Source organism: Dehalococcoidia bacterium (assembly GCA_030018455.1).
GTDB lineage: Bacteria > Chloroflexota > Dehalococcoidia > DSTF01 > JALHUB01 > JASEFU01.
The window spans coordinates 38,290-62,720 of record JASEFU010000009.1 but is presented as its reverse complement, the minus strand read 5'-3'; the positions used below and the strand labels follow the sequence as shown (position 1 = coordinate 62,720).

The window sequence follows — 24,431 nt, the reverse complement described above, 5'->3', positions numbered from 1 at the left end:
CGCGGGAAGTATAAGCCAAAGCCCGGTTGGGCGCGACCGAAGTGCGCAGGAAGGCCGCCGGCGGCAATGTAGCGGAGGCTTCAGCCCTCCACGTCGTCTCAGTCGACGGGGCGGCAGCAGAGTCTACAGAGAGGTCTTGCTGGAACGAGGAAGTGGAGCGGCGAAGGTGGAATCAGGCGGTGGTCAGATGTCCCAGAAGCTGCCGAGGCGCTGAAAGTCCATGACGCCGCTGTTGGCGATGTTCTCGGCCTCTATGCCCGCCTCCTCCGCGGCGGCGACCGGGTTCAGGCCGCCGTGCAGGATCATGCCGACCTTGTTCAGCCCGACCGGTATCTGGCACACCGGCTGGCTGGTGTACCCCATGAGCACGACGCCGCCGATCCCCGCCTCCTTCATCTTCTCGACCACCTGGCCGGTTATCGGCTTGGCCGCCGCCGGTATCTCGCGGAAGTTGGCGAGGATCATGCCGTCGCCCTTCGCCGCCGCCTCGCGGACGCTCGTCATGCGCGCCTTAATGTAGGCGAGCGACGGGTCGAGAGAGGAGCCGGCGTAATGGATGACGGCGACGAAGCGCCGGGGCACGGAGCCACGCATCTCCAGGATGCCGCCGAAGCGCGAGTCCATGGGGATGCCGTTCTTCAGGAGCACGCCGTTGATCGTGGCGCTGCACACGGTAGCAAAGCCGACGCGGCCCTCGGGGATAATGACGTCGCCCAGCTTGTCGCCCTCGTCGGCCACGGCGACGAGGTGGCTGACGCAGATGTTGGCGGAGAACGCCTCCTTCATCGCCGAGAGGGCGCGCTTGAACCGGTCCTTCGGGAAAAGCGAGGTGTTGATGATCACGCCGCCGCTCCGTGTCTCCGGGTCGAAAGTCGTCTGGAACGCGAGCGATGCGATCCTCTCGATGACGAAGCCCACCTGGTCGGGCGCGAGGGCCATGCGCAGCTCCTCCATTCCCTTGGAGGTAAGCATCCGCCCGTCGCGGCCCAGCGGCTGGGTAAAGCCGCGCTCGTCGGTGATCCTCAGGTGGTAGCGCACGGCCCTTTCGCTCAGGTAGATGCCGTGGTCCTGGAGGGCGCGGGCTATGCTGATTGAGCCCAGCGGTTCCGGCGACTCGCTCAGCACCTTGAGAATCGACACTATCTTGCGCTCTGTCTCGCGCGCTTCGCTTTCAAGCATGTGCAACCTCTCCCGGCCCCGGCGCTGCTCGAACGACGGGGCCGGAAGCATTCATTTGTATTTATGTTATTATGCGGCGTCACCCACTTGCGCTACAGGTAGACGCCCCTTGCCTTCGTGGCGTCGACGACGCGCTGCACGGCCACCACGTATGCCGCCTGCCTCATGGGAAGCTTGTCGCGCTCGTGGACGGCGACGACCTGGCGGAACGCCTTCGTCATCATGCGGTGCAGGCGGTCGTTGACTTCGTCCTCGTCCCAGTAGTAGCCGTTGATGTTCTGCAGCCACTCGAAGTAGGAGACGATGACGCCGCCGGCGCTGGCCAGAATGTCGGGCACGACGAAGGCGCCGGCCTCGTTCAGTATCTCGTCCGCCTCCGGTGAGATGGGCCCGTTCGCCGCCTCAAGGATGATGCGCGCCTTGACGTCGGCGGCGTTCCTCTCGGTTATCTGGCCCTCGAAGGCCGCGGGCACGAGCACGTCCACCGGCAGGGTGAGGAGCTCGGCGTTGGTGATGCGGTCGCCGGCGCCGCTCTCGGCGACGCGCCCTCCCGACCGCTTGTAGGTTGTCAGGGCCTTGGCGTCGAGCCCTTTTCGGTTGTAGATGCCGCCGGAGGTGTCGCTGACGGCGACGACTCGCGCTCCCGCCTCCTCGAGAAGACAGGCGGCGACGGTGCCGGCGTTGCCGAACCCCTGGACGGCGACCGTTGCGCCGGCGAGCGGCGTGTTCCTGTACGGGCAGGCCTCCTGGGCGACGTAGAGGACGCCGCGGCCGGTGGCCTCGAAGCGGCCCTCGCTGCCGAAGACGCAGAGGGGCTTGCCGGTGATGACGCCCGGCTTGGCCTCGCCGCACTGCCGGCTTATCGTGTCCATCATCCAGGCCATGATCTGACCGGTGGTGTTCACGTCCGGCGCGGGCACGTCCTTCCAGGGGCCGATTACACAACTGATCTCGGCGGCGTAGCGGCGCGTCAGGCTTTCCAGCTCGCGCGCCGACATCTCCTTGGGGTTGCAGATGACGCCACCTTTGCCTCCTCCGTAAGGCAGGCCGGCGACGGAACACTTCCAGGTCATCCACATCGCCAGCGCCCTGACCTCGTCGAGGCTTACGTCGGGGTGATAGCGGATCCCTCCCTTGTGGGGTCCGAGCGCGCTGTTGTGTTGCACGCGGTACCCCGTAAACATCTGAATGCTGCCGTCATCCATCCGCACGGGAAAGTTGACGGTCAGCTCGCGCTGGGGAGTGCGAAGCTCTCTCCGGGTGTCGTCGTCGAGGTTCATGATCTCGGCGACGGCGTCGAATTGGGCCTGCGCGTTCTCCCAGGGGTTGCCGACGGCGGGTTCGACGATGGGCATGGCCTGGCTATCGCTCATCTTCCTTTCACCTCCGGGGGTCTTTTCGCCGGTAGGATAAACGATGAGCGGGTATATGGCAAGCGGTTGCCGCCTCCGATTTCTCACTTTTTTCTAACGACGACGGCTCCCTAGTGGGCGTAGAGCCGCCCGTAAGGCCGGTGCGATAGGGGCGCGAGCTTGAGGAAGGGGCGCAACATGATGTCTTCTTCGTCGCGGCCGAAGTGCCTGCCGAACTCCCGCGCAACGCGCCTCAGGAAGGCCGTCTCCTTTTCGCCCGGCTCGCTCACCGTCACCGCATTGTCCAGGCGCTCACGGTCGATCGTGCCGCGGAGATAGATGACGCCGCCGTGCATCCCCGCACCGACGAGGTTAGCGGGATGGGGTTCGCCTTCGCGGAGTTGCAGTCCCAGCAGCACGAGGACGCCGCCTGCCATGTACTCGCCGAGAAAGTCCTGAGACGTGCCGCCGACGACGAGAAGCGGGTGCTTGCCGTTGTATTCTTTCATATGGATGCCGGCGCGGTAGCCGACGTTGTCGCGGACGAATATCTTGCCGCCGCGAGCTGCCAGGCCGGTGATGTCGCCGGCGCGGCCGTGAACGATTATCGTGCCGCCGTTCATGGTGTTGCCGCAACCGTCCTGCGCGTTGCCGTGAACGACGATGGTCGGGCCGTCCATGAAAGCGCCGAGGTCGTTCCCCGGCGTGCCGTAGATGTCGATGCGGGCGCGCCCCCTGAGATTGGTGCCGATGTAGCGCTGCCCGAAGACGTTGTGCAGTTCCACCCGGCGCACCGAGCGCGAAGCCATTTCCCGGATGAGACGGTTGAGCTCGCGGTAGTGCAGGCCGGCCGCGTCGATGCGCATCGCGCGCGGCGACCACGAAACCGTCATCGCCTGCTGGCCCGCTCCTGCACCATACCTGTGACGCGATCTCTGCCCCCGCCGGCGTTTCTCGACACCGCGCCATGAAGGACAGGGCGTCATCTCATAGACACCGTTCACGCTTTCCCTCGACATGCTTGTGTTGTCTCATGCCGCAGCCTTCAGGCCGCGGTACTGCCTTCGCTCCCGTTTCGAGACCGTGAGGGAGCGCCACCATTCCTGAAAACCGATCACGAGCCCGCTACCCTCACGCCGAGCACTTCCATCTCGGCCTCCATCAGCCCAACGGCGCGAAGGTGGTGGCGGTTCCCGCGCAGGCTCTCGAGGGCGTTGATCCCCATGCCACCCAGCATCTCCTTTATCTCGAGACTCCAGGCGTGCAGCAGGTTCGTCAGCCGTTCAGCGCCGATGTCCGGGTTCACGCGCTTGCTGATGACCGGATCGGTCGTGCAGATGCCCCAGGCGCAGAGCCCGCTGGGGCACTGCTGGCACACGGTGCAGCCCAGGGCGATGAGCGCGGCCGTGCCGATGTAGACGGCATCCGCGCCCAGGGCTATCGCCTTTATGGCGTCGCCGCTGCTGCGGATGCCGCCGCCGGCGATTATCGACACCTGGTTGCGTATGCCCTCCTGTCGCAGACGGGTGTCGACGGCGGCGAGGGCGAGCTCGATGGGGATGCCCACGTTGTCGCGTATGATCTTCGGCGCCGCCCCCGTCGAGCCGCGGAGCCCGTCGAGGGCGATGATATCGGCGCCCGCGCGCACCATCCCGCTGGCAATGGCGGCGGCGTTGTGCACGGCGGCGATCTTGACGCAGACAGGCTTGGTGTAGTTGGTTGCCTCTTTGAGGGCGTAGATGAGCTGCGCCAGGTCTTCTATCGAGTAGATGTCGTGGTGGGGCGCGGGCGAGAGGGCGTCGGTGCCCGTCGGTATCATGCGCGTCGCCGACACCTCCGCGCTCACTTTCTCGCCCGGAAGGTGTCCGCCGATGCCGGGCTTCGCCCCCTGGCCGATCTTGATCTCGATGATCGCCGCCACGTCCAGGTACTCGGGGTTGACGCCGAAGCGCCCGGACGCCACCTGGGCGATGGTGTACCGACCGTAGCGGTGCAGCTTCTGGTGGAGGCCGCCCTCGCCGGTGTTGAATAGAGTGCCCGAGGCGGCGGCGGCGCGCGCCAGCGACTCGTGTACGTTGAGACTGACGGCTCCGTACGACATCGCCGAAAAGAGGATCGGCGTCTCGATCATCACCTGCGGCGGGACCTTCGTCGGCGCAGGCCGCCCTTCGCTGTCGACCTCCACGCGTTCGGGCTTTCGTCCCAGGTAGGTGCGCAGCTCCATTGGCTCGCGCAGGGGGTCTATCGAGGGGTTGGTGACCTGGCTGGCGTTCAGCAGCAGGTGGTCCCAGTAGATGCGCTGCGACTTGTCGTCGCCCATGCCGGTCAGCAGCACGCCGCCGGTCTCCGCCTGCCGCTTGACGTCCTCGATCACCTCCGCGCGCCAGCTATAGTTCTGGCGGAAGCGCGGCGGCCTCTCGACGACGCTCAGGGCGTCGGTGGGGCAGAAGGCGACGCAGCGCTGGCAGCCGACGCAGTTGTCGTCGATGCTGAAGACAGTGTCGTCGGCGGCGTCGTAGCCCTGGGCGCCGAAGGTGCACTGCGTGACGCAAACGCGGCAGTTGATGCAGCGCTCCCTGTCGCGAAGAACGGCAAAGCGGGGCCCGAGGTGAAAAGACCTGCGAGCGGGGGAGGCGTGGGCTGTCTTCCTGGCGCTTATCATCGTTCTCTCTCTATGCGGCGGCCGTCTCCAGGCGCTTGTCGGGCCGGGGCAGGGGCTCGCCCAGACGGCCGATGATGGGCTCGCCGCCCATGGGCGTCCAGACGCGCTCGACGTCGGGCTCGACCAGCCGTATCGCCGACTCTTCGGACGACAGGTACAGCAGGTCGCCCTTCACTGCCGCCGTCAGGGGCCGCAGTCGGATGCGGTCGGTCAGACCGATCATCTCTCCCTGCCGGGCGATGATGACTGCGAACGGCCCGTTGAGCAGGAGGCTGGCGTAGACCTGGCGAAGGGTCGTGAGGAGCGCGCGCTCCTTCGCCGGGCTGCGCTCGATCTGCTCCCAAAGCGGCGGCGCGAACACCTTCGCCGCCAGGTCGATGGGAAGGCCGTGGCGCCGCATCAGCAGGTCGACGGCGTAGGCCACGACTTCCGTATCGGTCTGCATCGTGCAGTCATAGCCGAACATCTCCAGGTAGCGGCGGTTTGTGCCGTAAGATGAAATCTCGCCGTTGTGGACGACCGTCCAGTCGAGGATGTTGAAGGGATGGGCGCCGCCCCACCAGCCGGGCGAGTTTGTGGGGAAGCGTCCGTGAGCGCTCCACAGGTAGCCGCGGTACTCTTCGAGGCGGAAGTACGCGGCGATGTCCTCCGGATAGCCGACGCCCTTGAACACGCCCATGTTCTTCCCGCTCGAAAAGACAAACGAACCGGCGAAACCGGTGTTGATCTTCATCACCTGCTCGATGACGAAGTCCCCCTCCTCGCCCGCCTTTGCGCCGTGCGGCAGCAGGAAGTAGCGCCAGACGAGCGGCGGGTCTCTGATAGCGTCGCACGGCCTGGTAGGAATCTCCTCACCGCGGATGACGGTGAACGACTGCGCAATGAAGCGCTCGATCTGCTTGCGGGCCTCGTCGTCGGGGAACATGATGTGGAAGGCGTAGCAGTCGGCGTACTCGGGGTAGATGCCGTAGATGGCGAAGCCGCCGCCGAGGCCGTTGCCGCGGTCGTGCATGTTGGCGATGGCGCGGATGACGTCGCTGCCTTTGACGGCGCGCCCCGAGGTGTCCATGACGCCGAAGATGGAGCAGGCGGCGATGACCTTGTCGTCGTTGTAGGGGTTGCTGAGCCGTCTAACGTCCTGCATTTCGCCCGTCCTCCTCGATGCCGGCGCGGTCCAGCAGCCGCTGTCGCGCGTGCGGCGGTAGCGACGCGAAACTGAAGTCCTCCGCTGCGAGCGCCTTCTCGAAGCGGTGCGTATCGATGGCCGCCCGCATGAGCCCGTAGACGACGCCCGCGCTCTGGATGTCGCCGGCGAAGATCGCCCCGACGACGCGCCCGTCCTTCAAGACCACGCGCCGGTAGCGGCCGCCGCTCGTCTGCGAGCGCAGCACGCGGTAGCCGCCGTTCTTCGGCGGCTCGACGATGCCTGCCGATACAATGGCCATTCCAAAGTAGTTGAAGGCGTTGAGGTTCGTGCTTCCCTCGTAAGCGCGCGCCGGTAGGCCGGGAGCGCGGGCCATGTTGTGCCCGGCGATGCGACCACCCATGACGGCGTTCGGCCAGATGGGGTTGGGCCGCGTCTCCCCGCGTGCGAAGTCGTAGACCTCGGCCACGTCGCCGCAAGCGTAGACGTCGGGGCAGCTCGTCATCATGTGGGAATCGACGACGATCCCGCGTCGCGTCTTTATCGCTGTTCCGCTCACGAGGTCGGTTCGGGGCGAGACGCCCACGGCGGAGACTACCGCCTGGCAGGCTATCTCGCGCCCGTCGTCGAGCACAACGCCCGCCGCGCGGCGTCCGTTCTCGCGCGCGCCGATTATCTGTTCCACGCTGCGCCCCGTAATCACCTTGACGCCGGCTTCGCGCAGCCGCGCTTCGACCATCGCCGACGCCTGGCTGTCGAGAGCGGCGCTGAGAATGCGATCCATCAGCTCCACGATAATGACCTTCGCTCCGATGCTGACGAGCGCCTGCGACACGCTGACGCCGATGAGCCCGCCGCCGATGACGACGACGCGCGACGCGGCGTCAATCTCCCGGCGCAGGGCGACCGCGTCGTCGAGGGTGGTGAAGGTGAAGACGCCGCTGCGGCTTATGCCGGCGACGTCGGGCCGGATAGGGGAGCCGCCGGTAGCGAGCAGGAGCTTTTCCCAGCGCAGCGCCGTCCCGTCGTCGAGCTCGACAGCCCGGCCTTCGATGTCGAGGCGCGTGGCCTTCGTTCCAAGGACAGTTTCGATGCCGTTTTTCGAATAGAAGCCGGGCCCGCCGAGGAAGGTCTGCTTTATCGAGCGGTGTCCGGCGAGGTAGTCGGAGATGAGAGGGCGCGAGTAGGCGGGATGGCGCTCGTCGGAGATGATGGTTATCGGGCCCGCCGTGTCAAGCTCGCGGATCGCCTCCGCGGCGGCGATGGCGCCGGCGGAGTTGCCGATTAGCAGATAACGGGTGGAGACCTGCCTTCCCATCGCTACCGCTCCACGCTTTCAAGGATCGCCGCCTCCACCGCGGCTTCCTCCAGCGTGAGGGCGCGGTTGGAGCAGCCGGCGACACAGGCGGGGACATCGAGGTCAGGGCACATGTCGCACTTCGCGATCGATTGTCGCGCGGCGTCGGGTGTTATCGCGCCGAAGGGGCAGGCGATGACGCACGTCCAGCACCCGACGCAGCGTGTGGCATCGTAAAGGACGAGGCCGCTCGATGGGTCGCGGCTGAGGGCGCCGGTGAGGCAGGCGTCGACGCAGGCGGGCTCCGGGCAGTGCAAGCAGCGGACGGGCAGGAAGCCGTCCTTCGCCTGGCGCACGGATATTCTTGAGAGCGAGGGCGGGCTCTCGGACTTGAACGCCTTGAGGATGTCGCGCGACAGCGAGTGCTCGACGACGCAGCTAATCTCGCAAAGCCTGCACCCGATGCAGACGTCCTCGTTTACGCGGATGCGTTTCATTTTGCTGTCGCTGCCTTTTGCCGGAGAAGAACCGGCAGCTGCTACCGGTTACCTCTCTTTGTTTCGTCCGTTCTGTCGTCTCACCACGACTGAGAAGAGGGAGGTGAGGCGGCAAGCGGCTACCGTATGCCACAAGTTTATCGGTCTTTTATCGCTAGTGTCAAGGCAGTAGTGTGAAGAGTTCGTTAACATTTCCTCCCAAAGGAGCATGTGAGAAAAGGGGCACATTCCGACAGGCTCGGGCGTCTCTGCCCGACCAGCCGGGCTTGCCGCCCACGGATGAAAAGCGGATAAACGGATGGCTGAAGCGGCGCGCCGCCGGCAGGCGCGGCCCTATTCCGGGGGCATCTGCGGGTCTGATGAGGCGGTGTGCGCGGTGGGCAGGAGGTCCGTCTCCTCAGCGGCAGACTCTTGCCGCTCCCTGCGGCGGGGTGGCCGGGCGCGCCAGGCCGCCGCCCCCAAGCCGGCTGTCGCTGCCAGATAGCAGGCGCAGCCGACCCAGAACGAAACCGAGATCCCCCAGGAAAGGGCAATGGCCACCGCGAAGACGGAGGCGCATACGGAGGTGGCGCCGTTTACCCCCCAGAAGAAGGGCGTCGGAGCGTCCGGCCAGGCGGAAACGACCCTCATCCCGATGGGGAACGGCATCCCCATCGCCAGACCCATCGGGGCGAGAACGGCGACGGCGGCGAGAATGCGCACGGGAGTCGTCGATGATTCGAAGCGATCGATGAGAAGCGGCGTGACGAAGCCGAAGGCGAGAAGCAGCGCCAGAAGAATGACAAGGGGCAACAGGTTCAGCAACCGCGGGCCGGGGGCCGCTATCCGCTCGGTGACGAAGCTCCCGATGCCGCTGAACAGCAGGAGCGAGAACAGGACCACCGATAACCCGTACGTCGGGTGCCCCAGGAAGATGTTCAACCGCTGCATCTGCGATACTTCGATGAGCAAGAAGCCCAGCCCGATGCCCGCGAAGAACAGGAAGAAGGGAGGCATCCCCCTGAGACTGGCTTTTCTCGCCGTCAGCATCAGGGGGACGATGATGCACAGGAACGTGAGGACGAAGACGGCTATCGTCAGGCCCGCGAGGACGAGCACGGGCTCGGTCAGTCCTTTCTCGTCCGGGAGGTCACTGCGAAACAGGTCGCGGAGACGGAGCATCTGGAAGAAGTACGGCTGGTCGTCGGTGGGCGGAGAGATGTCAACCGGGAGGCCGGCCACGTAGGAGTTCACGTCTTCCGCGTTCACTATGCCCGCAAAGCTATCCTCCCCCACGTAGGCCGGCGTGATAATACGGCCGAACTGCATCTCCTCCACGGCGTGATCGAGCGCAGCAATAGTCTCCGCGGACAGAGGAGACGGACTGACGAGGATGGTCGCCGTCACCCCCGCTCCCGCCATGTAGATGTGTGCCCGCGCGTCCTTAACTCCGCGGCGATGCAGGGTCTCGGTCGCCAGGGCCACCAGGCGTTGGGCCTGCAGCGGCTGCTCCCAGTTGTAGAAGCGGGAAACGCTAAGCAGTCCGTTGGGGGTCAGGTGATCGAGGAAGCAGTCCCACGCCTCCACCGTGTAGAGAGAGTTTTCCGAGAGGGCGTAGGCGCCGGCCGCCGTGGCAGCCCACGTATCGGTCAGGGAGAGCTGTATGATGTCGTACTTCTGGTCTGAGCGCGCGATGTAGCTCCGCGCCTCGTCATTGACAAACGTCACGCGCGGGTCCCTGTCGAGATGGCCGGTGAAATCGCCGTACACGTCGTTTACGGCGTGCAGTATGTTGTCGTTGATCTCCACTCCCGTGACCGACTTCTGATCGAAGGCGAGAGCGGAAAGGATGTCGCGGCCGCCCCCGACGCCGACGACAAGGACGTCGGCGTCCTTATAACCGTAGTGCGCAAGATTCGTGACGTCGTACTTGAGGTGACGGATCTCCTCCTCACGTCCCGCATAGCGGGTCAGAACGGTGAAGGCGGTAGAGTCGATTACGAGGTCGAGCTGCTGGACCTTTATTTCTTTGGGCAGCGTGGGACTCATTCCCCACCCCATTGGGACCATGCTCAGGCTGGGGTTCACCCTGATCCTCGAAAAGGCGTTCCATTGCTCGTACAACGGCGACGAGACCTCGTAGCTGGGGACGGCCAGGTCCGACCCTACCCAGGTCACACGCAGGAATGGTTGGCGCTGTTCGAAGAGGACGGCGTTCGAGAAGGCGAGGCAAAACAGGGCGATGGCGCCAGTGAAACCGAGCCAGAAGAGTCGTTGCTGGCCGGCGGCTTGGGCGAACCAGAATGAGGCGACGCTTGGCAGGGCGGCGATGGCAACCACAGCTGAGGGGGCGTCCATCATGTCCAGCAGCCAGACGAGGGCGACGGCCCCTACGGCGGCGCCGACGAGGTCGGCGGCGTAGAGCCGGCTTATCTGCCGGGGGAAACGCGTGAGGGCAAGGCAGACGCAGACGCCGCTGAATATGAACGGGATGGCAGTCACGAGATAGATGAGGGTCGCCGAGTAGACCCCTGCTAATGACCAGCGGGCAACGAACGGCACCGAGAGCTGAGTGAGGAAGCTGAGCACGATCGATATGCTGAAGAGGAAGGAAAACACAATGAGCCGCTCGTTCGTCTTCTCCGTTGGGAAGCGGTCGGGGAGAAGGTAGACGATGAGCGCGCCGACGGTCATTCCGAAGAGGGCGACGGAGATGGCGACGAAAGCGAAGTGGTACATCATGGTCACGCTGAAGATGCGCGTGAGCAAGACTTCGTACATCAGGGTGGAAAGCGTGATGAGGAAGAGGCCGACGTAGGTGCCGAGGCGGGCCCGCGGGGTGGTCATCTCCAGCAGGGTCAAGACAGCGCCTCCCGGTGCGCGGACGGGACACTGGGCGGGGAAACCGTGTTGACGATTGTTTAGCACACTGCAGTGCTAGAGTCGAGGGGGCAGTCCTGCCGGGCGCTTGACAAGCATGGAAGAACTATGTAATGGTATTAGCAGCTTACCATCCGACTCTGAAATGGTAGTAGAACCCTTCGACAATTATCTGGACCTGGTCGAGGCAGCGCGGGTGCTCGGCATCCACCCGCAGAGCCTGCGCCGGCTGATCAAGCAGAAGAAGATACCGGCCATGGTGTTCGCCGGCAAGTATTTGATCGAACGCGACAAGCTGGAGATGTTCAAGACGAACTACGACCCGCGTCCGGGCCGGAAAACGATCCGCCGGCTGCTGTAGGGACGCCGCGCGCCAAGAAAGAAAAAAGGGCCGGGAGGCCCTTTCGCTTTTCCCGAGAAAGGACTCACGCCGGTGGCGGGACTATCTCGATCAACGGGTCGTTGAGGTTGGTGACCTGCATCTCCAGCGTCACCAGCACGTCGCGCCCCTGCTCGTCCTTGCCGCGGGCATCGAACGTTATCTCCACCGGGTAATGCCCTTCTTCAGTGAGCCAGAGGTCCACCTTCGTCTGGCCGCTGACGCCGCTTTCCTCTTCCGTATTCAGGAGCAGCGCAAGCCAGCGCATTCCTTGCTGGGTGACGCTGTAGTGGAGGACGGGAACGCCGTCAAGCTCCTCGCGGAGGGGCCGGGCGCCCGCAAACATGTCCTCCCGCGCTATCGCCGCGGTTATCTCCTCAGGAGTGAGCAGGGAGGCGTCGAGTCCCGAGTTGGCGGTCTCCGTCCACTCTTCCCCGGACTTGAACCAGGTCTTCCCTCCGATGTTGACAGTGCCGAGAGAGTGCCCGCTGTTCTTGAACTCTATCCACATCTCGCTCTTGTCCGGAGGAATGGATGCGCCCCGTATCTCGACCTCCGAGAGAAGGGATGCGAAGCCCTGGAGTAGCTCGTCCTCCATCTGGGGGATGCTCAGGCTGAGCCGCACGGAGTAGCGAAAGCTCTCGAGTTCGTTGAGCGGTCCGATGGAGACGAGCGCGGGCGGCAGTGTCGGGAACGGCGTCGGCGTGCCGGTCGCGGCCGGGGAGGCGACGGCCTCCTCAGGTGGCGCGCCGTCGTCGTCGCACGCCGCCATAAGCGCAACAAGGCCCACGACGGCAAGGACACACACAAAGAACGGGGACCGCGAGAATGGACCTTTCCTCACATCTGCCGTCCTTTCCTCCCGGGTCAAGGACCGCTGGCCCGCAGGTACTCGAGGGACCTCCTGTACCATTCCTCGCTGATCTTGCCGCTGGACATGAGATAGTTGAGGACGACTTCGAGGGTAAGTATGGAGATGAGGTTCATGTTGTGCTGCCGCAGTAGCTCGCGTCCGCCCTGTTGCCTGTCGAGCAGCACTACGACGTCTTTGATCCGCAGCCCGGCCTCTTTCAGATAGCGGGCGGTATCGAGGATGCTGTGGCCGCCGGTAATCAGGTCGTCGATGATGAGGACGCTCTGCCCGGCCTCGTGCAGCCCTTCGATCTGGCCGTTCTTGAGCTGACCGGGGTGAACGTAGATGAGGGGCACCTTAGCGGCGAGCGAGAAGGCGGTCGCGAGGTGCAGCCCGCCGAAGGGCACGCCGGCCACGAGCTGAAACGGGGCGACCTGCGGGTTGAGCATGCGCTGACGGGCGTCGACCTCATCTCTGATGACGCGCGCCGCTCGCTGGAGGGCGGAGGGCTTGCTGATGAGAAGGCGCAGGTTAAGGTATACGGGCGAGTGAACGGCGGTGCGGCCGAGCGTGAAATCGCCGAACTGAATCGCTCCCAGCTTCCACAGCGTATCGGCGAGCCAGAGGTTTCCCCGATAGGAGAGGCGTACCATTTGGGGTCCTTGCGTCGAATTAATGGCTAATATAACAGAAATGGCGAAGAATCTCTAATGCCGGCAAGATGCCCGGCCGCCCGTAACCGCGTGCCGTCATACGAAGGCTTCGTCCAGTTACGCCGGCCGGCGGGCTTCCGGATTGACGCAATGGGCCGGCATTTCGCCCTGGAGGACGGCGACGATGTTCTCCACGGCCATTCTCGCCATCTTCTCGCGGGTCGCGACGCTGGCGCTGGCGATGTGGGGAGTGATCACAACGTTGTCGAGGTCCAGAAGCGGATCGTCTGCGGGGATGGGCTCGATCTCCGAAACGTCGAGGCCCGCCGCCGCAATCCGGCCTTCCTTTAAGGCGGAATAGAGAGCGCGCTGATCGACGACGGCGCCCCGAGAGGTGTTGACGAGGACAGCGCCCGGCTTCATAAGGGCGAGCTCGCGCTCACCGATGAGGTGATGGCTCTGCGCGTCGAGGAAGACGTGCACGCTTACGAAGTCGGACTGCGAGAGGAGCCTGTCGAGGTCCACGTATTCGAGTCCAAGCTCTTTCTCCGCTTCGTTCCGCCGTACGATGTCGCAGTAGAGGAGGCGCATGTTGAAGCCGCGGGCGCGCCTGGCCACAGCGAGGCCGATCTGCCCCAGGCCGACGATGCCGAGGACGGCGCCGTGGGCGTCGCGTCCGAGAAGGAAAGAAGGGTGCCACGTTTTCCAGCCGCCGGTCCTCGTGAGGCGATCACCTTCGACGACGCGCCGGGCGGCGGCGAGGAGGAGCGCGAAAGCCATGTCAGCGGTTGTCTCGGTAAGGACGCCGGGGGTGTTGGCGACGAGGATGCCCCGCGCTGTGGCCGCCGCAACGTCGATATTGTCGTAGCCGACGGCCATGTTGCTCACCACGCGGAGGCGGGCGCCCGCGTCAAGGACTGTTGCGTCGATGCGGTCGGTAAGCATAGTGAGGAGGGCGTCGACGTGTGGCGCACGGCGGAGTATCTCGTCGCGGGGCGGCGGGGCCTCCTCGGGCCACACTTCCACGTCAGCCGCGGCCTGAAGGAGAGGGAGTGCGTTGCCGGGAAGCTCTCTGGTGACGAAGACGGCGGCGCTTTTCACTTCAGCGCGGGCGGACAGACCTACTTCCAGAACTCCCACCAGCGTTTCGACTTCGGCGCGGCCTGGCCCTTCGATGCCATCGGCATCTCGGCCGTTTCCGGCGCCGCCTCCATGCTGGAAGGAAGGGGAGCGTACTTGGAGGGGTCCGCTTCGAACTGGCGCTTACATTCCTCAGAGCAGAAGTAGTAGTTGACGCCCTGGTAGGTGGACATGCCGGCGGCGCTCGTTGTTTCGCACTCCATGCCGCAGACCGGATCGCGGACCATCTCGGCCATTTCGAAACTCCTTTCTGGAGCTGCACTTCTAGTGAAGGTAACGCATCGGGAGGGGATCGTCAATATCTGGTGGCGAGGACAGTCTTAAAGCGGTCTTACAAATGGCGTTTTCCGATTGGTCGCGGCGCTTGTTATTGGCTGCAGGACAGGGTCCTGCAGCCGGAAAAGGTTACCGGTCGGATCCAGGCCGAGCGTCGGGCCGCAAGCAAGCACCGTTTATCTGCTGAAGCGTCGTCGGGCCGCAAGCGACTCATGTCCTACTGTGACGAGGGGTCTACCGGATGGCGTGGAGATGGCGGGCAAGATGCCCGCCCTATGGGGGAGCCGGGCCGCAAGCGATTTTCGTCGGGGGCGGTCTGCCAACGGATAGAAAACGGAAAAGCGCATGCGGCGCGGATGTATTGCCGTATCCGATCCGGCGGGATGAATCCCGCAGCCTATCGTGAAGCGGCGTGTGTTGCTACATCAGGAAATCGAAGGCAGAGTAGACGAAGCGGACGCCTATCGCCAGCAGGAACACGCCGCACACAAAGAGGATCGCTCGATAGGTGCGAGCGCTCATCATGCGCCGTCCGGAAGCGAGGACGAACGCGACGAAGCTCAGCCAGAGGAAATCGGAGAGGATGTGCGCCGTGAAGAACGAGCTGACTCCAGCGGCCCCGTGATCGAGCGACTCCGTGAGGTACGCCATCCCGATGCTCGCCCACCAGATGATCCAGTAGGGGTTGGCGACGCTCACGAGGATGCCCGCCGGCACGAGGACGCCGAGCATCGGCAGGGGACGGTTTGACGCGACCGCCGCGTCCGTCCCTGCCATCGCCGCTACCAGGCGACGGCGGTAGCCTCCGGACGCGGGCTGCCCGTCACTGCTGTTCGGAAGCGAGTCCACGTCCAGGCGGAGTTCCTGGCGGGGCGCCGTGCGCACCATCTGGTACCCCATCCAGAGCAGGAACAGGCCGCCGAGAAGGGCGATCACGGCCGTACCGAGTCCCTCGTCGAGGAACTCGCTCAGACCGAGCGCGAGTCCGATGACCAGCGCCAGCTCGATGAGGCCGTGTCCTGCCGCGACCATCGGCCCGACCCAGAAGCCGCGGCGGAGCGTCTCCCGCACCGAGAGCGTGAAGAGAGGCCCCGGCATGAGGGCGCCGGAGAGGCTGATGAGGAAAGTGTTGGCGAATATCGCGAGCAGGGCCACGGAGCGTTCTCCTCAACTTTCAGTTTCGCACCCGCGCTCGAAGGCGGTCAACCGGACGAGCCTGCAGCCTGACCGCGCCGTCGGAGGCCCTATGGCCTCACCGCGCCTTGAAGCCCGCCCGCCGCAGGCAGGGACGCGGCGTCGTCTGGCCGACTGCCTCTGCTACAATGAAAAGCGGCTCAGCCATGGACCGCAAGCTCCTCCTTTTTGATGTCGACGGTACCCTCATCCGCACGGGCGGAGCGGGACGGCGCGCCATGGACCTCGCGTTCGGCGAGCTGTTTGCGGTCGAGGGCGGCCTGGACGGTGTCGAGATGGCGGGCCGCATCGACGCCGCCATCTTGCGAGCGGCGCTGCTGAAGCACGGGCTCCCTACGCAGGCCTTCGACGAGCAGGTCCGCCGCTTTCGCGACGCCTACTGCCGCCACCTCAGCGTCACCCTCAAAGAAGCGACGGGCACGGTTCTGCCCGGCGTCCGTGAGCTGCTAACGGCCCTCTGGGAAAGGCCGGACGTCCGGCTCGGCCTGGCGACAGGGAACTTTCGCAGCGGAGCGGAGACCAAGCTGTCGCACTACGGTCTCTGGCACTTCTTCGACGGCGGCGCCTTTGGCGACGATCGCGAGGAACGGAATGGGCTGGTGGCCCGGGCGATCGAGATCATGCGCGACGGCTCGTGGGCGGACGCCGACACAGTGTACGTGATCGGCGATACCGTCTACGACATAAGGGCGGCGAAGGCGAACGCCGCCGTCGCCGTCGCCGTGGCTACGGGCGGGACGACAGCGGAAGAGCTTATCGCTGAAGAGCCCGACTTGTTCTTTGACGATTTCGCGGATTGGCGGGGCGTGCTTGGGGCACTGGGCCTATCGGCCGCAGCGGAATAAAGAAGGGTGCGCTCCGTAGGGAGCGCACCCCGGGATACCGTCGCGGGGCTTGTTCCTGACGGCCATTCCGCTTCGGTGGCCTGGCGGGCGGCTTCGGCGCGATGCTGGTGGCGAGGAAAACCGCGCCGCTGCAAGTAGGGGTGACACCCGCCAGGAGTCATCCCGTAATCATTTTACATAACTCAGCGCAGTCCTGCAAGCTCCTGGAGCAAGCGCCAGTATTCAAGTCTGTCCTGCTGCGCCGCCAGCAACACCTCGCTCGGGTTCCCGTCCTTGTCGAACTGCTTCGCGAAGCGGCCCTCCGTCCTCGCGAAGGCGATGAAGTCGAGCGGCTCCTCCGTCTTCGGGTCGATGTGCCAGTCCTGCTTCATCGACGGGTTTCCCTGAAGACTGAGCCTCTCTTTAATACTCGACCCATTTCGCGGATCGTACACAAAGATGGGGAACGTGCGTGAGTCCTTGGCCAGCCGCGCCTGGTGCGACGACTGGTCGTCCGCTATCTGGTGCTCCGGCTGGCAGGCGCAGTAAACGCTGACGACGGCCGGGCCCTTGAACTCGTTGGCGGCCATGATCGAGCGGTAGAAGTGGTTGATGTCGGCCGTTATCGTCTGGGCGACGAAGACGTTGGGGTGCATCATGGCGATGATGCCCAGCTCCTTGCGCCGCTCCTGCTTGCCGGCGATGGCCGCGCCGAAGGGGGCCATCTCCGCGTCCTGCCCGGTGTAGGTTGCCGTCGACGCCTGGCCGCCGGTGTTCGAGTAGACCTGCGTATCGAGGACGAGCACCTTGACGTCCATCCCCGAGGCGAGGAGCCGGGACAGGGCGCCGAAGCCGATATCGAGAATGGCGCCGTCGCCGCCCATCGCCCACAGCCGCTTATGCTGCCAGCCCATCTGGTTCCAGCGCAGGCGTATGCCCATCGCGTCCGAGACCGCGTTCTCGAACAGCGAATTCGTCCAGGGCACGAGGTAAGGGTTGAAGGGATAGCTTGAGCCGTAGACGGTGTTGCAGCCGGTAGCGGCGACGAGGGCCACGTTCTCCGGCCCGTAGACGAAGCCGGTCGCGGCCAGCATCATGCGGATCGCCGTCGCCTCGCCGCAGCCCATGCAGGAGCCGGCGCCGCCCACGTAGAGGAGCGAGCGTTCAGCGAGCATGATGTCGGGAAGGACCTTCTCGTTGATGTAGCGGGACGGCGTGTCGGGCAGACCTTTGAAGAAGGCGAAATCGCGCTTATACGCCTCGACCGATTCCGGGGTTTTGCGCGTCATCGAGAGAGCCTCGTGGCTGCCGCAGACCTCGACGCACTCGGCGCAGCCCTTGCACTTGCTCACGTCGATGAACAGGCCGAACAGGCCGCCTTCCTCTCCCTTCTTCTCGGGCGCGCCGTAGAACTTCGTCGTCTCCGCGAAGTGGCCGCGCAGCCTTTCGCGCTCGGCGGGGTCCTCGACTACTGCCAGCCGCTTCTCGAGCTCCGATTTCGCGACGACTTTGGCGAGGATCGCCGTGTCGGGGCACTTGGTGACGCACTCCATGCAGCCGACGCACTTCTCGGCGTCGAGCGCCGGGAACTCGGGGGAGATGTAGCTAAAATCGCGGAGAGCGGCCGTCCCCGGCGGGATCAGGCTGCGCGCCGCCGCCTCATCAGAGGGGAGGATGTCGGCGCCCTTTCCCGCGCGATAGGCGGCGATGACTTTTTGCTGGAACTCCTCGGCGGTCGGGATAACGGCGCTCTGCCCCTTCTTCTGTTGTTTGCTCTTGGCGTTGCTCATGTTCTCAATACCTCTCCAGGGCTAGCGACCGGCGCGCGCCGTCGCGCTCGGTTCTTTCGCTTTCACTTCCGGCGGCACCTCGAAGACTTCGTTGAAGCCGCGGCGGACGCACTCCAGGTTGTCGCGGATCACTCCCTCGCCGCGGCCGCCGAAGTACTTGCGCAGCGACTTCTCAATGCGCTGGAACAGCTCCCTCTCGTTCACCTTCGCCTCTTCAAGGAAGGGCGTGTAGCGCAGGAACACGCCCAGCAGGACGATGCCCTGCATGCGCTGCACGAGGTCGGGGCGGCTTGCCACCTCCGCCGCGATCTTCGCCGTATCGAGGGCCAGCACGCGGATGTTGCGCTCGCGGATCGCCTGGCGCGCCGGCGCGGGTATGTCGGCCCAAACGTCCTCCGGCTTCGAGTGAGGCGTCTGGATGAACACCGTGCCGCCGTCGGCGAGGCCGGCGAGTGGGTTGCCGCTGCTGAAGGCGCTGACGTCGTGCAGGGGGACGAACTCGACGAACTTCTGCTCGCAGTGCGGCCGGATGATGTCGTGGGCCAGCGTCAGGTAGTAGCTCGTCGGCAGCCCCTTCTTCTCCGCGCCGTACCGTGGGTAGGCCTGGGCGTTCAGACCGAAGAGGTCGGACGAGATTGATGCGATGACCTTGTTGGTGGTGATGGCCCCGAAGCCGCCGACGGAGTGGCCGCGCATGGAGAACGAGCCCTTCGGCCGGACGTCGGGGTCTTCGGTGACCGGCAGCGCTGTCGGGTGGTTGACGTTGAGGGTGAAGTAGCGCTTTGGCTCCTTCGTCATCATGTTCTCGACGACCGCCACGATGTGGCCCGGCCGCACGTCGCGGCTGCCCAGGCCGGCGGAGCCCGATAGGATGGCGGGGACGCGGTTGATGGCTTCGTAGTCGGGGTGCCCGCCGATAGCGTCGGCGAAGGCGGCCTTTATCTCCGCCGTCAGCGGGTTGGACTGACCGAGCGGGTTGTCCATCTTTTCGAGAACGCTGAACGTCTTCAAATGCTTTAGAGCCGCGACGAGTTGCGGCCCCGGGAAGGGTCGGAACGCCGTCACCGTCAGCAGCCCGACTGGTATCCCTCTCTTCTCGCGCAGGTAGTCGACAGTCGCTATTGCCGTGTCCATCATCGAGCCCATCCCGACGATGGCGTATTCGGCGTCATCGAGGCGGTAGGGCATGACGGGGTTGTAGCGGCGGCCCGTAAGCTCGTAGTACTCGTCCATCGCGTTCTGGAGCGCCTGCGGCACCCTCTCGTAAAAGTACCGCTGCGCTATCTTCCCCATCATGTAGCTGTCCATGTCCTGGACGATGCCGCTCATGACGGGATGGTGTGGGTCGATGATGTTGACAAGCTTCGCGCCGGGCGGCCCGACGAAGGCGTCCATAAGCTCGGGCTCGGGCAGGCGGACGCTTTCGACAGTGTGGGTGGTGAGGAAGCCGTCCTGGCAGTTGAGGAACGGCGTCTGGGTATCCTCAGCCGTGCGGCGGGCGATGAGCGCGAGGTCGCCGACCTCCTGGGCGTTGCGGGCGAACAGAATGCCCCATCCGCAGTCGGCGACGCCCATCACGTCGTCGTGGCCGGAGTGGATGTTGAGCGACTGTGAGGTGAGAGCGCGGGCGCCGATCTGGAACACGACGGGCAGCCGCTTGCCGGAGATGGTGTAGAGGACCTCCTTCATGAGGATGAGACCCTGCCCGCAGGTGAAGTTGGTCACGCGGCCGCCGGCTGCGGCATACCCCTCGCAGGCGGAGGCGGAGCTGTGCTCGGACTCCGGCTCAAGGAAGACAAGCGTCTCTCCCCAGATGTTCTTGCGTCCGTTCGATACCTCGTCGGCGTATCCTTCCCCCATGTTGCTCGAAGGCGTAATGGGGTAGGCGCAGGCGCCCTGGGTAATGTGCGTCTCCACCCATACGGCGACGCCCGTGCCGTCGCTGGTGGAAGGGATGCCGGGATAGGGGAAGCCCCTTTCGCTTCTGTTCTTTGCCATTCGTCAGCCCTCACAAAACATAGCTAGATGGGGAAATATGCGCTCAAGTATACAAGAGTCGCGTTTCAATGCAACCGGCGGGCTGCAGCCGGCCGGTCTCCTCTCGCTGGCCGACGCGCCGAAGGCAAGCCGCTTGTCGTGCGCCGGGGAGGATTGTGATTGCGGGACCCATGATTGCGGAACCAGTACCAGTATGTCACGAATTAAAGAAGTTTGCAACGTTCAAAAGAGGAAAAGTCTCCCGGTGGGCTAGGCGGGCGTCTGGACGGCGACCTTTACCTGGGGGAGGAGACTCTCGTCGGCGTCGCCGGGAAAGAAGGCGGTGACGCCGCCGCCCACGTAGTGCAACGGCACGAAAAGGACGCCGGGAAGCACATTGGGGGTCACCCGCGCCGCGATCGCGAGTTCTCCGCGGTCGCTTACGAGGACGACCTTGTCGCCGTCCTTCACGCCAAGGCGGGCCGCGTCTTCGGGGTTAATCTCCACGAACTCTTCGCGGTGCAGCTTGTCGGCCTCGACGGAATGGACCGCCGCTCCCTCGAGACTGGTGTAGAGCCCGCGGCCGGTCGTGAGCGTGAAGACGCCGTCGGCGGGCGCCATTCGAGGCAGTGAGACGAGCGGCCTGATCGTCGCCTGCGGGACTTCTTCGGCTGCCGCGCGCGTCTTGCCCGACTGGAGCGAATCATAGCGGGCGGCGCCGTAGAGCGGCGCCACCGACGCTATCTCCTCCATTACCGCCCCCGCGCTCTCGTAAGCGAAGCCGGCCGCGCTCGACAGCTTCTCGCCCAGCCTGCTGCCCAGCTCGGAAAGTATGCGCCACGACTGCCGGGCCTCGCCCAGCGGGACCATCGCGGCGTTCAGCCGCAGCAGGCGGCGGTCGGCGCTTGTGAAGGTGCCTTCCTTGCCGTAGGTGGTCACTTCAGGCAGGACGATGTCGGCGGAGCGCGCGGTATCGGTCAGCAGATTATCGATGACGAGCAGGAACTGGAGGTTGCCCAGCGCCTCGCGCACGCTCGCTTTCGCGGCCGCGGCAAGCAGGGGGTTGTCTTTCAGAGCGACGAGCGCCTTCAGCTTGCCCTGTCGGGCCGCGGCTATCATGCCGTTGAAATCGAGGCCGTCGGCCGGCGGCAAATCGGCGCCCCACGTCTTCGCCAGGGCCTCGCCCGCCGCGGCGTCCGAAAGCGAGCGCAGCCCGGGAAGCCGGTCGGGCGCGACGCCCATGTCGCGGGCGCCGGTCGCGTTCGCATCGACAGGCAGGACGTAAAGGGAGCGGGCGGCCTGGCGTCCGCGGGCGACGATGGCGAGGTTGGCGGCCGCGCGCGCCGTGTCGCCGGCTTCGAGGGCGCTCAGTGGGCCGGGAGCGACGATGACGGCGAGATGGCCCTCGCGGTCCTTCGCGGCCTCGGTGAGCAGGGCGGCGGCGTTCTCCAGTGCCTCGGCGGGAACGCCGGGCACGTGCGCGCCGTCGCCAAGCGCTTCGACGCCCTCGACCTGCGCCTTCTCGCTTACCTCCGCGTCCTGCGCGACGAGGCGCGCCAGCGCCTGTAGTGTCGCCGCCTCGTTGCCGGGGTAGGGGCGCAACCACGCCTCCGCGAAGTCGCAGACCTCGCCCCAGTGCGGGCTGACGACTATCAGGCGGGCGCCGCCGTTCACGACCGCGTCCTTGACGCGGAGGGCGGCGACGTTATGGCTCGATTCGAGGTCGTCGGCGGCGACGACGAGCGTCTTTGCGGTGGCGATCTCGCTCATGTCGGCGGGCAGCGCCTCGGAGCCGAAGGCGGCCCGCAGCGACTCCGCAACCGCCGCCGCGACGGGCCCGCCGCTGTAATCGACGTTGTTCGTCCCGATGGCGGCCCGCGCGACCTTCTGTAGCAGGTAGTTCTCCTCGTTCGTCGCCAGCGGCGAGCCGAGGAAGCCGATGGCGTCCGCGCCGTCCCGTTCCCTGATCTCGGCGAGACGCGAGACTGCTTCGTTGAGCGCCTCTTCCCAGGTCACAGGGACGAGCGCGCCGTCTTTCTTCACGAGCGGGTGCGTCAGCCATTCCTGCTCTTCGACGGCGTCGTAGTGGAAGCGGCCGCGGACGCAGATTTGGGTGAAGCTGACGGGGTTGAGGGCATCGGGCCGGACGATGACGGGACGGCCTTCGCGCACCCCCATGCTGAGCGTGCAGCCGACGCTGCAGGAGTTGCAGGCCGTGGCGACCCACTCATCGGCCTGGCCGACCCACTTGTTGGGCTTTTCCATGAGGGTGGCCGTCGGGCAGAGGTCGATGCAGGCGCCGCAGAAGTCGCAATTCGATTCGTCCACGCGCCCCCCGGCGCCGAAGATGATACGCGTCTCGAACCCGCGCCGCGCCAGGCCGATGGCGCCCGTGTGACGGATCTCGTCGCAGGCGCGGAGACAGCGGGTGCAGATGATGCACATCTGCGGGTCGAACTCGAGGAAGGGGTTCGCGCGGTCCGCCGGCGGTTGCTCCTTCCGGTAGAAGGTGCGCTCCTCGCCGATCCACGGCTCGTAGTTGACGGTGTCGACAAGCTCGCAGGCGCGCTGGAGCTCGCAGCGGTAGTTCTTCGAGCAGGTGAGGCAGCGGTGGGTCACGACGCCGTCCCGCAGGCAGATGTCGCCGGGCATGCAATGCACGCGCCGGTGGCAGGTGAGGCAGCGGTCGGAGTGGTTGGCGAGGATGAGCGAGAGGACGGCGCGGCGCGCGTCGGCGAGCTGGGGCGTGTTGGTGCGCACCTCCATGCCGTCGGTCACGCGGGTGGTGCACGAGAGCTGGGGGCCGCGTCCCCCCTCCACCTCGACGAGGCACATGCGGCAGCCGGCGTAGGGAGGAAGTCCGTCGATGTAGCAGAGCGCGGGGATGTAAAAGCCGTTCTGCTTCGCTACTTCGAGGAGGACGGCGCCCTCGGGGGCCTCTATCTCCTGGCCGTCGATGGTTATCTTCGCCACGTCAGGCACCCCGTTCTATCGCCTCGACGACGGCCTGGGGCGCCTTGCCGCCGTGGGGGTAGGTGTAGTCGTGCTCGCGCAGGTACTGCCGAGCCAGCTCGGTAAGCGCGTGTTTGTCCTTGTACATGTCCTGGAAGATGTAGACGGCGTCGCGGTAAGTCCCACCGGGCTGGATGGCCAGGTAGGGGCAGGCCTCGGTGCAGAGGCCGCAGTACATGCAGAGACGGAAGTCGATCTCATAGCGGTCGACGCGCCGGCTGCCGTCGGGCGCGGGTGAGGTAGCGACGAGGATGCAGCCGTCCGGGCAGGCCTGGGCGCAGGTGCTACAGCCGGTGCAGCGCTCCTCGAACCACAGCAGGCTTGTCCTGGCGCGGGGAGGGATGTGGCGGACTTCTTCGGGGAACTGGACGGTGAAAGGCTTGCGGAAAGCGTTCTTGAGGGTGACAAGCATCCCCTTCGCAAGGCCGAGGCCGTACATCCGTCCTCCCTCGATTGCTGGACTGCAGCTAAAGAATAACCGGAGCGTCCTTTAGGGGGAAGACCCTATTCTCGGTGATCGTGAAAGCAGTCACAGGCGAAAGGTGGCGAAGTCGTCCGCCAGAAGTACTCCCGGCATGTCGAGCTGCGGGCGGCCCGGTTCGAGGTGGGTGAGGACGAACGTGGTCTGGGGCGGAATCTGCGCGCGAAGCCGCCGGATGTCGTCAAGGCTTATGTGGGGGCCGCAGTCCCCCTCCCAGCAGGAGCACTCGACGACGAGGACGTCGGCTCCCTTCGCGAGTTCCAGCACGGCGGGCGACATCTCGGCGTCGCCGGCGTAGGCCAAGACTCTGCCGTCCAGCCTCACTTTGAAGCCGAAGCAATCCAGCGACTCCGTGTGCTGCATGCGCACCGGTCGTGCTATCAGTTCGAGCACGGGATACTCGTTTCCCTCCGCCACTTCCAGGTACCGCCGGCGATAGCGCTGGTTCTTGCGCACGAGCCCGGGGAACCCCAGCTCGGTAAGGCGCTCTACCTTTTCCTCCACGCCGGGCGGCCCCACGATGAGCAGGTCCTTGGTGCGATGGTTGATGTACTCGTAGTCGAGGAAGAGGAAGGGCAGACCGAAGAAGTGGTCGGCGTGAAAATGGCTCAGAAAGACGGCGTCGATGCCGAGGGTCGGGATGTCGAGCCTGTTGAGATGCGCGAGCAACGTCGGCGGGGCGTCGAAGAGGAACCGACGGTTGAGCGCGAACGAGCTCCAGTAGCGGTCGCCGGCGAAGGCGTTGCCGGAACCAAGAAAGGTTAGCTCGAAGAGCGTCTCCGCTTCGCTCATGTCTCTCACGGCGCGTCCTCAGTCCATTATACACGCGGAAGGCGGCGGCCCCGATTACGGGCGGGTATCA

The 24,431-nt window shown here is 65.4% G+C and carries 20 protein-coding genes; 2 read left to right on the top strand and 18 right to left on the bottom strand.

Going from position 1 to position 24,431, the window contains the following annotated elements:
- Positions 1-183 precede the first annotated feature (183 nt).
- The 8 genes from QME71_10035 to QME71_10000 all read right to left on the bottom strand — a co-directional run bounded on the left by QME71_10035 (position 184) and on the right by QME71_10000 (position 10,972).
- Positions 184-1,179, bottom strand: a complete 996-nt coding sequence (locus tag QME71_10035; GenBank protein ID MDI6858639.1) for an NrpR regulatory domain-containing protein — start codon at positions 1,177-1,179, stop codon at positions 184-186.
- Between the two features lie 92 nt (positions 1,180-1,271).
- The gene (locus tag QME71_10030; protein MDI6858638.1) at positions 1,272-2,552 is read right to left on the bottom strand and encodes a Glu/Leu/Phe/Val dehydrogenase; all 1,281 of its coding nucleotides are present in this window, start codon (positions 2,550-2,552) and stop codon (positions 1,272-1,274) included.
- Between the two features lie 110 nt (positions 2,553-2,662).
- On the bottom strand, positions 2,663-3,424 hold the full coding sequence (locus QME71_10025) for a hypothetical protein (protein ID MDI6858637.1): 762 nt from the start codon (positions 3,422-3,424) through the stop codon (positions 2,663-2,665).
- A gap of 221 nt (positions 3,425-3,645) precedes the next feature.
- Complete coding sequence (locus QME71_10020; GenBank protein MDI6858636.1) at positions 3,646-5,193, bottom strand: glutamate synthase-related protein; 1,548 nt, start codon at positions 5,191-5,193, stop codon at positions 3,646-3,648.
- Positions 5,194-5,203: 10 nt separating this feature from the next.
- Entirely contained in the window at positions 5,204-6,337 is a 1,134-nt protein-coding gene (locus QME71_10015; protein ID MDI6858635.1) for a glutamine amidotransferase family protein, read from the bottom strand.
- Positions 6,324-7,655 carry an FAD-dependent oxidoreductase gene (locus tag QME71_10010; protein MDI6858634.1) on the bottom strand — a complete coding sequence of 444 codons (1,332 nt, stop codon included), beginning with the start codon at positions 7,653-7,655 and terminating at the stop codon, positions 6,324-6,326. The genes QME71_10015 and QME71_10010 overlap by 14 nt, the downstream gene beginning before the upstream one ends.
- A gap of 2 nt (positions 7,656-7,657) precedes the next feature.
- Positions 7,658-8,131: a 4Fe-4S dicluster domain-containing protein gene (locus QME71_10005; protein ID MDI6858633.1), complete on the bottom strand. Its 474-nt coding sequence runs from the start codon at positions 8,129-8,131 to the stop codon at positions 7,658-7,660.
- Between the two features lie 333 nt (positions 8,132-8,464).
- Positions 8,465-10,972 (bottom strand): hypothetical protein, encoded by a 2,508-nt coding sequence (locus QME71_10000; GenBank protein ID MDI6858632.1) that lies wholly within the window; start codon positions 10,970-10,972, stop codon positions 8,465-8,467.
- A 163-nt stretch (positions 10,973-11,135) separates the two neighbouring features.
- On the opposite strand from QME71_10000, the gene QME71_09995 reads away from it, so the two are divergent.
- Complete coding sequence (locus QME71_09995; protein MDI6858631.1) at positions 11,136-11,351, top strand: helix-turn-helix domain-containing protein; 216 nt, start codon at positions 11,136-11,138, stop codon at positions 11,349-11,351.
- A 64-nt stretch (positions 11,352-11,415) separates the two neighbouring features.
- Here the strand turns inward: QME71_09995 and QME71_09990 are convergent, their stop codons facing one another.
- The 5 genes from QME71_09990 to QME71_09970 form a co-directional block, all read right to left on the bottom strand.
- Complete coding sequence (locus QME71_09990; protein ID MDI6858630.1) at positions 11,416-12,213, bottom strand: hypothetical protein; 798 nt, start codon at positions 12,211-12,213, stop codon at positions 11,416-11,418.
- 23 nt (positions 12,214-12,236) lie between these two features.
- Entirely contained in the window at positions 12,237-12,875 is a 639-nt protein-coding gene (locus QME71_09985; protein MDI6858629.1) for a phosphoribosyltransferase, read from the bottom strand.
- Between the two features lie 117 nt (positions 12,876-12,992).
- Positions 12,993-14,015 (bottom strand): D-glycerate dehydrogenase, encoded by a 1,023-nt coding sequence (locus tag QME71_09980; protein MDI6858628.1) that lies wholly within the window; start codon positions 14,013-14,015, stop codon positions 12,993-12,995.
- On the bottom strand, positions 13,997-14,251 hold the full coding sequence (locus QME71_09975; GenBank protein MDI6858627.1) for a YHS domain-containing protein: 255 nt from the start codon (positions 14,249-14,251) through the stop codon (positions 13,997-13,999). The genes QME71_09980 and QME71_09975 overlap by 19 nt, the downstream gene beginning before the upstream one ends.
- A gap of 460 nt (positions 14,252-14,711) precedes the next feature.
- The gene (locus QME71_09970) at positions 14,712-15,446 is read right to left on the bottom strand and encodes a LysE family transporter (protein ID MDI6858626.1); all 735 of its coding nucleotides are present in this window, start codon (positions 15,444-15,446) and stop codon (positions 14,712-14,714) included.
- A 185-nt stretch (positions 15,447-15,631) separates the two neighbouring features.
- On the opposite strand from QME71_09970, the gene QME71_09965 reads away from it, so the two are divergent.
- Positions 15,632-16,330, top strand: a complete 699-nt coding sequence (locus tag QME71_09965; GenBank protein ID MDI6858625.1) for a haloacid dehalogenase-like hydrolase — start codon at positions 15,632-15,634, stop codon at positions 16,328-16,330.
- Between the two features lie 182 nt (positions 16,331-16,512).
- Here QME71_09965 and QME71_09960 read toward each other — a convergent pair whose 3' ends face one another.
- The 5 genes from QME71_09960 to QME71_09940 all read right to left on the bottom strand — a co-directional run bounded on the left by QME71_09960 (position 16,513) and on the right by QME71_09940 (position 24,361).
- On the bottom strand, positions 16,513-18,099 hold the full coding sequence (locus tag QME71_09960) for a thiamine pyrophosphate-dependent enzyme (protein ID MDI6858624.1): 1,587 nt from the start codon (positions 18,097-18,099) through the stop codon (positions 16,513-16,515).
- 21 nt (positions 18,100-18,120) lie between these two features.
- Entirely contained in the window at positions 18,121-20,097 is a 1,977-nt protein-coding gene (locus QME71_09955) for a 2-oxoacid:acceptor oxidoreductase family protein (GenBank protein ID MDI6858623.1), read from the bottom strand.
- Between the two features lie 249 nt (positions 20,098-20,346).
- On the bottom strand, positions 20,347-23,049 hold the full coding sequence (locus QME71_09950; GenBank protein ID MDI6858622.1) for a molybdopterin-dependent oxidoreductase: 2,703 nt from the start codon (positions 23,047-23,049) through the stop codon (positions 20,347-20,349).
- A 1-nt stretch (position 23,050) separates the two neighbouring features.
- Positions 23,051-23,527 carry an NADH-quinone oxidoreductase subunit I gene (locus QME71_09945; GenBank protein MDI6858621.1) on the bottom strand — a complete coding sequence of 159 codons (477 nt, stop codon included), beginning with the start codon at positions 23,525-23,527 and terminating at the stop codon, positions 23,051-23,053.
- Positions 23,528-23,617: 90 nt separating this feature from the next.
- Positions 23,618-24,361, bottom strand: a complete 744-nt coding sequence (locus QME71_09940) for an MBL fold metallo-hydrolase (protein MDI6858620.1) — start codon at positions 24,359-24,361, stop codon at positions 23,618-23,620.
- Positions 24,362-24,431 lie beyond the last annotated feature (70 nt).

Excerpts from the sequence above, each read along its gene's own strand:
- QME71_10035 (MDI6858639.1), bottom strand. The coding sequence starts at position 1,179 with ATGCTTGAAAGCGAAGCGCGCGAGACAGAGCGCAAGATAGTGTCGATT.
- QME71_10030 (MDI6858638.1), bottom strand. The coding sequence starts at position 2,552 with ATGAGCGATAGCCAGGCCATGCCCATCGTCGAACCCGCCGTCGGCAAC.
- QME71_10025 (MDI6858637.1), bottom strand. The coding sequence starts at position 3,424 with ATGACGGTTTCGTGGTCGCCGCGCGCGATGCGCATCGACGCGGCCGGC.
- QME71_10020 (MDI6858636.1), bottom strand. The coding sequence starts at position 5,193 with ATGATAAGCGCCAGGAAGACAGCCCACGCCTCCCCCGCTCGCAGGTCT.
- QME71_10015 (MDI6858635.1), bottom strand. The coding sequence starts at position 6,337 with ATGCAGGACGTTAGACGGCTCAGCAACCCCTACAACGACGACAAGGTC.
- QME71_10010 (MDI6858634.1), bottom strand. The coding sequence starts at position 7,655 with ATGGGAAGGCAGGTCTCCACCCGTTATCTGCTAATCGGCAACTCCGCC.
- QME71_10005 (MDI6858633.1), bottom strand. The coding sequence starts at position 8,131 with ATGAAACGCATCCGCGTAAACGAGGACGTCTGCATCGGGTGCAGGCTT.
- QME71_09995 (MDI6858631.1), top strand. The coding sequence starts at position 11,136 with ATGGTAGTAGAACCCTTCGACAATTATCTGGACCTGGTCGAGGCAGCG.
- QME71_09985 (MDI6858629.1), bottom strand. The coding sequence starts at position 12,875 with ATGGTACGCCTCTCCTATCGGGGAAACCTCTGGCTCGCCGATACGCTG.
- QME71_09975 (MDI6858627.1), bottom strand. The coding sequence starts at position 14,251 with ATGGCCGAGATGGTCCGCGATCCGGTCTGCGGCATGGAGTGCGAAACA.
- QME71_09965 (MDI6858625.1), top strand. The coding sequence starts at position 15,632 with ATGGACCGCAAGCTCCTCCTTTTTGATGTCGACGGTACCCTCATCCGC.
- QME71_09960 (MDI6858624.1), bottom strand. The coding sequence starts at position 18,099 with ATGAGCAACGCCAAGAGCAAACAACAGAAGAAGGGGCAGAGCGCCGTT.
- QME71_09955 (MDI6858623.1), bottom strand. The coding sequence starts at position 20,097 with ATGGCAAAGAACAGAAGCGAAAGGGGCTTCCCCTATCCCGGCATCCCT.
- QME71_09945 (MDI6858621.1), bottom strand. The coding sequence starts at position 23,527 with ATGTACGGCCTCGGCCTTGCGAAGGGGATGCTTGTCACCCTCAAGAAC.
- QME71_09940 (MDI6858620.1), bottom strand. The coding sequence starts at position 24,361 with ATGAGCGAAGCGGAGACGCTCTTCGAGCTAACCTTTCTTGGTTCCGGC.